Raw genomic sequence first — 5,227 nt, forward strand, 5'->3', positions numbered from 1 at the left:
ATTACACAATGATTCTTGATCGGTTTGAAAAGCAGCTTGTTATTCCATACACAACTTATCAAAAGGAACAGAAACGTAAATTTAAAAACGATCCAACTAAATCACAAAATTGGCAGTATAATGCCGAAGATGATTACTACATCGATCATTTAGGAGTTCGCTTTAGCTTTTATCGGTATAGTAGGCGAACCGATAAATATGGTTTCGAACGTGATTTCAAACTCTATCGAGCGGATAAGCACCAACTGTCAGAACAATTGGATGAGTTGGCAAAAACACCAAGTGGTCGGCAACGCTATATGCAGGTTAACCCAACGTGGAATTATTACAAGGCTAAAGTTAAAGATACCCTCTCAAGTGACGAAGGCAAGGCAATTTATCGTCGACGGAAGTTCGACGTTGAGCCAGTCTTTGGTCACCTGAAGAGGGATTTTGGCATACGCCGAACTCATCTACGTGGACAACAGGCTGTGGAAAATGATATCGGGTTAGCCCTGATGACATTAAATCTAACGAAATTGGGACAATCAATTAGTCGATTGGAGACTAATTTCATAAATAATTTAAAATCGTAGTCCGGATTTTACTGTTAGAGAACCAAAAATTAATAGTTAATTCCCAGCCTCATGCTTAACTTTATAAAATTAGTTTTCAAATGCTTTGATCATCCGGTCAAGCAATTCAATATCTGTATCACGTGAATAAATATCCATAATTTCATAGATTTGTGGTGCAGAAGTTGAACCAGTAAAGGCAAGGTTTAACGGGAAGTATAAACCACGACCCTTAATACCAGTGTCCTTACCCACTTCCTTAATAGCTTGACTGTAATCAAGGTCATCGCCACCGTTTTCAAGTTTAGCCTTTAAGCCCTTAAGAACAGCTAAAACATCTTCATTAGCGAAGTCTTCGTTGTCCTTAAGCAAATCATAGTTGAATGATTGGTCAAGAACCGTGTAGTATGACCATGCATATTGAATAACTTCAAGAAGCTTATTAACATCCCGTTGGTGAACTTTAATTGTCTTCTTAAGCAATTCAGTCAATTGATCTTCTGGAATACTTTGAAGGCGCTTAGCTTCTTCAGTTTCGCCTTCCTTAATTAATTCCATTGTCCGATCAGTTAATTCATCGATCGACATACTCTTAATGTATTGAGCATTCATCCAATCAAGTTTCTTTTGATCGAAGTATGCTGGTGCCTTTGACATCCGTTTTGGATCGTAAACCTTAATCAACTCTTCTTTAGAGTAGATTTCACGTTCGCCAACTGGAGACCAACCTAAGAATGCAATAAAGTTAAAGATTGCTTCGTGAAGGTAACCGTGCTTCTTGTATTCACTAATGAATTGAAGGGTATCTTTATCACGCTTACTTAACTTCTTGCGAGTCTTTGGATTAAAGATCAATGGAATGTGGCAGAAAGTTGGGTAATCCCAGCCTAATGCTTCATAAATAGCAATTTGCTTTGGCGTATTTGAAATGTGATCAGCACCACGCAAAACATGGGTAATGTCCATGGTGTGGTCATCAACTACTACGGCAAAGTTATATGTTGGCATTCCATCACTCTTTTCAATGATGAAGTCACCACCAAGGTTGTCAGAGTTAAATGAAACATGACCACGTGCAATATCGTCCCATTCGTAATCATGGTCTTTAGGGAAGTGGAAACGAATAGTTGGCTTCAATCCCTTTGCTTCAGCCGCCTTTTGTTCTTCTTCACTCTTGCCATACCAACGACCATCATAATGAGGAGGTTCATTGTTAGCCTTTTGCCGTTCACGCATTTCAGCTAATTCTTCCTCTGTTGAGTAATCCTTGTATGCAATGCCCTTGTCTAATAATTCTTGAATGTATTTGTGGTAAATACCTTCTTTATTCCGTTCACTTTGACGGTAAGGGGCATACTTTGGATTTGGCTTATTTGGACCTTCATCCCAGTCAATTCCTAACCAGTGAAGATTTTCACGTTGGCTAGCTTCACCATCTTCAACGTTCCGCTTGGTATCGGTATCTTCAATCCGTAATACCATCGTTCCATCGAAGTGACGTGCAAATAAATAATTAAATAATGCTGATTGAGCATTTCCGATATGTAAGAAACCTGTTGGGCTAGGTGCATATCGAACTCTGACCTTTTGATCCATTATCTAAGACTCTCCTTTAGTAACTAATCGAAATATAATCTCGATTTAAAATTGGTTGCTAGTTTAACTAGCAGTCCTTAAAAACGTACTATCCACATTATAATAACACGCTTTTATTGCAACAAATATAATTGTATATGAAACAACATATTTGTCAATTAACTAGTTGATTTCGTATGAAAAACACTTAGCAAGTAATCCTGCATAAGTGTTTTTCATTGCTTATTAACTTATTGTCATTAATTAGTATTGTTCCATATAGTGTTGACGTTCCCAGTCAGAAACGTGTTGACGATATGAAGCATATTCACGAGTCTTGGCTTCCATAAAGCTGTTATAGAGGTGTTCACCCATTGAACTCTTGATAACCTCATCGTTAGCCAAAGACTTTAATGCGTTGTGTAAAGTATCTGGTAAATCATGAATATCTTTTTCAGCTCGTTCTGCTTTCGTCATCGTATAGATGTTTTCATCAACGTTATGAATTGGTGGTAAGTTGTTGCGTAAACCATCTAAACCAGCTTCAAGAACAGCAGCGATTGCAAGATATGGGTTAGCTGATGGATCTGCTGACCGTAACTCAAGTCGTGTTCCCATTCCACGATCACTCGGAATTCGCACAAGTGGTGACCGGTTAGAAGTTGACCAAGCAACATAAACCGGTGCTTCATAACCTGGAACCAATCGCTTATAAGAGTTGACGATTGGGTTGCAAATTGCAGTGTAGCTTCGTGCATGCTTCATCAAACCGCCCAAGAAATGGTAAGCAGTTGCGGAAAGCTTATCTTTATCATTTTCATCAAAGAAGGCGTTAGTGCCATCTTGACTAAACAATGACATGTTGAGGTGCATTCCTGAACCATTAATACCAGAAAGCGGCTTAGGCATAAAGGTGGCATGGAAACCATACTTCTTAGCAATTGTTTTAACAACGAACTTAAATGTTTGGATGTTATCAGCGGCTTCTAAAGCATCTGAGTACTTGAAGTCAACTTCATGCTGACCAGGAGCAACTTCATGGTGAGCAGCTTCAACATCGAAGCCCATCTTTTCAAGAGCTAAGACGATGTCACGACGGCAATCTTCACCAGGATCTGCCGGTTCCATGTCAAAGTAATTTTCCTTATCGTTAAGATTGGTAGTTGGGTTACCCTTTTCATCAGTCTTGAAGAGGAAGAATTCTGGCTCAGGTCCAATGTTAAAGTCCTTGAAGCCCATCTTCCGCATATCTTCAAGAACCCGCTTTAAATTGTTACGGGGGTCACCTTCAAATGGAGTACCATCAGTCTTGTAAACACTGCAGATTACCCGCGCAACCTTCCCGTGTTCAGCACCCCAAGGGAATGCAAGCCAAGTGGACATATCTGGGTAAAGATACATATCACTTTCTTCAATCCGAACAAATCCATCAATTGAAGAACCATCAAACATAATTTTGTTATCCATCAATTTATCTAACTGACTAACTGGTAAGTCAACGCTCTTAATCGTTCCTAATAAGTCAGTAAACATAACTCGTAAGAAATGAATATCTTCATCCTTTACCATTTGGCGAACTTCATCTTTTGTAAATACGTGTTTACCCATAAAATTTCATTCCCTTTCATACAATCTCCACAGAAATAATAGATGACCATACCGATCTATCTAACATCTGCTTCTCTCCTTAACACTGTGACTTAGAATAACAATAGACAGGGCATAAGTCAATTCTATTTAAGAGCTTTATTTTAATAAAAAAAATCTTCCCTTCCGTACTTTATTTTTTTAACCAATCATTTATAAACTGCTTAATTTGATTAATATCATCGGGATGACGCAAAATATCAAACCAGTGAGTATCAGCCTTATTTCTAAACCACGTCAACTGCCTTTTAGCATAATGTCGAGAATCCTGCTTAATTTTTTCAACCGCCTCGGCTAGGCTAATCTCGCCACGAAAATAAGGAAATAGTTCATGGTACCCAATCCCTTTACCTGCTGGCAGGTTTTCCCCTCCTTGATTAAATAACCATTTTGCTTCTTCTAACAGGCCGTTTTGAATCATCAAATCGACTCGCTTATTAATCCGGTCATATAAAACAGGACGATCAGTAGTTAGGCCAATCAAGAGAAAATCATTTGTTGCTTTGAACTGTGGTTGATTGGAAAATAATTGACCCGTTTTCTCAATTACCTCTAAAGCCCGGATAACCCGGCGAGTATTAGACTTGGGGATCCGAGCGCTAGCCACTGGATCTAACTTGTTTAATTGCTCCCAAACGTACTCGGCTCCCTTTTCCTCAGCAACTCTTTTCCAATGGTTACGAATTTCAAGTGTTTGTTGGTCAAACTGGTCACTTCCCAATGCTAGATTATCTGTTAAGGTTTGAAGATAAAATCCAGTTCCGCCTGCAATAATCGGTAAATGATTGCGTTGAGCTATTTCATCTATTTTTTGGTCAGCAAGTTTCTTAAAACGGGCGGCAGAAAAACGCTCATCAATATTGCAGATATCAATGAGATAGTGCGGCACATCCCCCATTTCTTCGGGAGTAACTTTTGCCGTTCCAATATCAAGGCGGCGATAAACTTGCATCGAATCACCAGAAATTACTTCCCCATCAAATTCATGTGCCAGTTTTATTGATAGTGCAGTTTTTCCTACAGCGGTTGGACCGACAATTGCGATTACTTTATTCATCTTAACTCTCCAATTTTTATAAATTTTATGCTAAAACTTGTCCTTCTCACTGGTAAAACGCCATTAATTCTTGCATAATGGAGGTAACCTATAAATTCGAGGAGGTTTTATGTTATGAAACAATTAGCAAAAGGTATTTTAGTTGGTAGTTTAGCAACAGTTGCTGCCATTGCTAGCGGGGTTCTCACTTTCCATAAAACTGTCATTAAGCCAGCAGAAGCAGAAGAAGAAAAGTTTGATCAAAACCGTCGAGCTGCTATCCGTAAGGGCCGCTCAGCACACCAACTTTAATTTTATTTAAGATTCAAAACAAGAAATGGGAAATAGCCATGTAGCGATGCGAAGCTAGTTTCATATTATCTTGCTATTGTTCGTGAATCGAGTAGGAGATAAT

4 protein-coding genes and 1 pseudogene are annotated in these 5,227 nt (G+C 38.8%); 2 read left to right on the forward strand and 3 right to left on the reverse strand.

The annotated features are described in order from the left end of the window. Positions 1-110 precede the first annotated feature (110 nt). Positions 111-527: pseudogene (locus AACL61_RS05900) on the forward strand (transposase); the annotation flags it as partial. A gap of 117 nt (positions 528-644) precedes the next feature. On the opposite strand, the gene gltX reads toward AACL61_RS05900, so the two are convergent. From gltX to miaA, 3 genes are all read right to left on the reverse strand, one after another. Then, positions 645-2,150 (reverse strand): glutamate--tRNA ligase, encoded by a 1,506-nt coding sequence (gltX, locus tag AACL61_RS05905; protein WP_339111124.1) that lies wholly within the window; start codon positions 2,148-2,150, stop codon positions 645-647. Between the two features lie 243 nt (positions 2,151-2,393). Next, the gene (glnA, locus tag AACL61_RS05910; RefSeq protein WP_003668435.1) at positions 2,394-3,737 is read right to left on the reverse strand and encodes a type I glutamate--ammonia ligase; all 1,344 of its coding nucleotides are present in this window, start codon (positions 3,735-3,737) and stop codon (positions 2,394-2,396) included. A 172-nt stretch (positions 3,738-3,909) separates the two neighbouring features. Then, positions 3,910-4,833: a tRNA (adenosine(37)-N6)-dimethylallyltransferase MiaA gene (miaA, locus tag AACL61_RS05915; RefSeq protein WP_339111125.1), complete on the reverse strand. Its 924-nt coding sequence runs from the start codon at positions 4,831-4,833 to the stop codon at positions 3,910-3,912. A gap of 114 nt (positions 4,834-4,947) precedes the next feature. Between miaA and AACL61_RS05920 the strand changes: the two genes are divergently transcribed. Further along, entirely contained in the window at positions 4,948-5,124 is a 177-nt protein-coding gene (locus AACL61_RS05920; RefSeq protein WP_339111126.1) for a DUF3042 family protein, read from the forward strand. The last annotated feature ends 103 nt before the right edge of the window (positions 5,125-5,227 follow it).

Origin of the sequence: Limosilactobacillus reuteri subsp. porcinus (assembly GCF_036621895.1) — a bacterium.
Classification (GTDB): Bacteria; Bacillota; Bacilli; order Lactobacillales; family Lactobacillaceae; genus Limosilactobacillus; species Limosilactobacillus reuteri_J.

What these genes read in the sequence shown, in the direction of transcription:
- gltX (WP_339111124.1), bottom strand. Translation starts at nt 2,150, where the DNA reads ATGGATCAAAAGGTCAGAGTTCGATATGCACCTAGCCCAACAGGTTTC.
- glnA (WP_003668435.1), bottom strand. Translation starts at nt 3,737, where the DNA reads ATGGGTAAACACGTATTTACAAAAGATGAAGTTCGCCAAATGGTAAAG.
- miaA (WP_339111125.1), bottom strand. Translation starts at nt 4,833, where the DNA reads ATGAATAAAGTAATCGCAATTGTCGGTCCAACCGCTGTAGGAAAAACT.
- AACL61_RS05920 (WP_339111126.1), top strand. Translation starts at nt 4,948, where the DNA reads ATGAAACAATTAGCAAAAGGTATTTTAGTTGGTAGTTTAGCAACAGTT.